This window comes from Curtobacterium sp. B18, from assembly GCF_000333375.1.
Lineage (GTDB): Bacteria > Actinomycetota > Actinomycetes > Actinomycetales > Microbacteriaceae > Curtobacterium.
In genome coordinates this window covers 1-2052 of sequence record NZ_BACZ01000040.1, presented here as the reverse complement: position 1 = coordinate 2052, position 2052 = coordinate 1, and the positions used below count along the sequence as shown (strand labels likewise).

The following is a 2052-nucleotide window of genomic DNA, read 5'->3' as shown; positions in this document are numbered from 1 at the left end:
GCCCCTCCCGTTCTTTCGTTGCAACACCAAGGAGTGGACCCATGGCGACCTTCGTCGACCGCGTGACCCTGCACCTCACCGCGGGGAACGGCGGCAACGGCTGCGTGTCGGTCCGCCGTGAGAAGTTCAAGCCGCTGGCCGGCCCGGACGGCGGCAACGGCGGTGACGGTGGCGACATCGTCCTCGTCGCCGACCCCCAGGTGACGACCCTGCTCGGCTACCACCGTTCCCCGCACCGCTCGTCCAAGAACGGGCAGCCCGGCATGGGCGACATGCGGAGCGGCATCAGCGGGGAGACCCTCGAGCTCCCGCTGCCGATCGGCACCGTCGTGTACGACGAGAACGGTGACGTCCTGGCGGACATGACCGAGCCCGGCATGCGCGTCGTCATCGCTCCCGGTGGGCAGGGCGGCCTCGGCAACGCCGCGCTCTCGACCACGAAGCGCAAGGCCCCCGGCTTCGCGCTCCTCGGCACCGAGGGCTGGGCCGGCGACGTCAGCCTCGAGCTGAAGACGATCGCCGACGTCGCCCTCGTCGGGTTCCCGAGCGCCGGCAAGTCCTCGCTCATCGCCGCGATCTCCGCCGCCAAGCCGAAGATCGCCGACTACCCGTTCACGACCCTCACGCCGAACCTCGGCGTCGTCGAGTCGGGGTCCACGCGATTCACCGTCGCCGACGTCCCCGGTCTGATCGAGGGCGCGTCCGAGGGCAAGGGTCTCGGCCTCGAGTTCCTGCGCCACGTCGAGCGCTGCGAGGCCCTCCTGCACGTCATCGACTGCGCCACGCTCGACCCCGGGCGCGACCCGATCAGCGACCTCGACGTCATCCTCGGCGAACTCGAGCGCTACCCGGTCCCCGAGGGCCAGGTGCCGCTGCTCGAACGTCCGCAGATGATCGCGCTCAACAAGGTCGACGTGCCCGAGGCCGAGGAACTCGCCGCCTTCGTGCGCGAGGAGCTCGAGGGCCGTGGCTACCGCGTCTTCCCGATCTCGACCGCGTCCCGCAAGGGCCTGCGCGAGCTGACGTTCGCGCTGGCCGACGTCGTGGAGCAGGCCCGCGCGTCCCGTGCGGCCGAGCCGGTCGCCGAGCGGATCGTCCTCCGCCCCAAGGCGGTCGACGACAAGCCGTTCACGATCCGCGCCGAGGGCGGCGAGGAGCACCGCTTCTACCGCATCCGCGGGTCGAAGCCGGAGCGCTGGGTCCAGCAGACCGACTTCACCAACGAGGAGGCGATCGGCTACCTGGCCGACCGCCTGGCGAAGCTCGGTGTCGAGGACGGACTGTTCAAGGCCGGAGCCGTCGCGGGGTCCACCGTCGTGATCGGTGGCGACGGCGGCACGATCTTCGACTGGGAGCCGACGCTCACCTCGACCGCCGAGCTCATCACGAGTGCCCGCGGGACCGACGCCCGCATCGGCGCGACCTCGCGTCCGACCCGCAACGAGCGGCGCGAGGAGTACTTCGAGCGCATGGACGCCAAGGCCGCGGCGCGAGCCGAGCTCGAGCAGGAGCGCATCGCCGGTCTCTGGGCCGACGACGAGGACGACAGGGACTGACCACGGCATGACCGACACGACCGCACGCACCGACCTCGGACCCGTCACCCGGCACGAGGACATCCCGCGTGCCAGGCGGATCGTGGTCAAGGTCGGCTCGTCGTCGGTCAGCGGGGACAACACCGGGCAGATCGCCCGGCTCGTGGACGCCCTCGCGCTCGCGCACGCCCGGGGGACCGAGGTCGTCCTCGTGTCCTCCGGCCCGACCGGTCGCTCGGGTCCCTGACCGCCGCCGACGCCCGAGCCGCGAACACCCTGCTCGAGGACGTCCACCGGCAGTACGACACCCAGGTCCTCGTCCGGTTCGCACCGCAGATGAACGGCACGTGGGTGCGGTGGGGGCAGCAGCCGACCCAGTTCGTGCAGGCCTTCCGCGCGCTCGCGACGGCGGTGCACGCCGGCAGCTCGGACGCCCTGATGGTGTGGTCCCCGTCGTACGGCGCCGGGTACCCCTTCGGCGAGTCCGCGGGACGCCTGCAGGACCTCTCGGCGACGG

1 protein-coding gene and 2 pseudogenes are annotated in these 2052 nt (G+C 71.8%); all 3 read left to right on the top strand.

The window, feature by feature from the left end; all coding sequences use genetic code 11:
* The first annotated feature begins 41 nt into the window (after window positions 1-41).
* A complete protein-coding gene (obgE, locus tag I5E_RS01050) occupies window positions 42-1556 on the top strand; it encodes a GTPase ObgE (protein ID WP_022905365.1) in 1515 nt (504 codons plus the stop codon).
* Window positions 1557-1563: 7 nt separating this feature from the next.
* Window positions 1564-1779, top strand: a pseudogene (locus I5E_RS01045) (amino acid kinase family protein); the annotation flags it as partial.
* A 92-nt stretch (window positions 1780-1871) separates the two neighbouring features.
* Window positions 1872-2052, top strand: a pseudogene (locus I5E_RS20830) (hypothetical protein); the annotation flags it as partial.

Excerpts from the sequence above, each read along its gene's own strand:
- obgE (WP_022905365.1), top strand. The coding sequence starts at position 42 with ATGGCGACCTTCGTCGACCGCGTGACCCTGCACCTCACCGCGGGGAAC.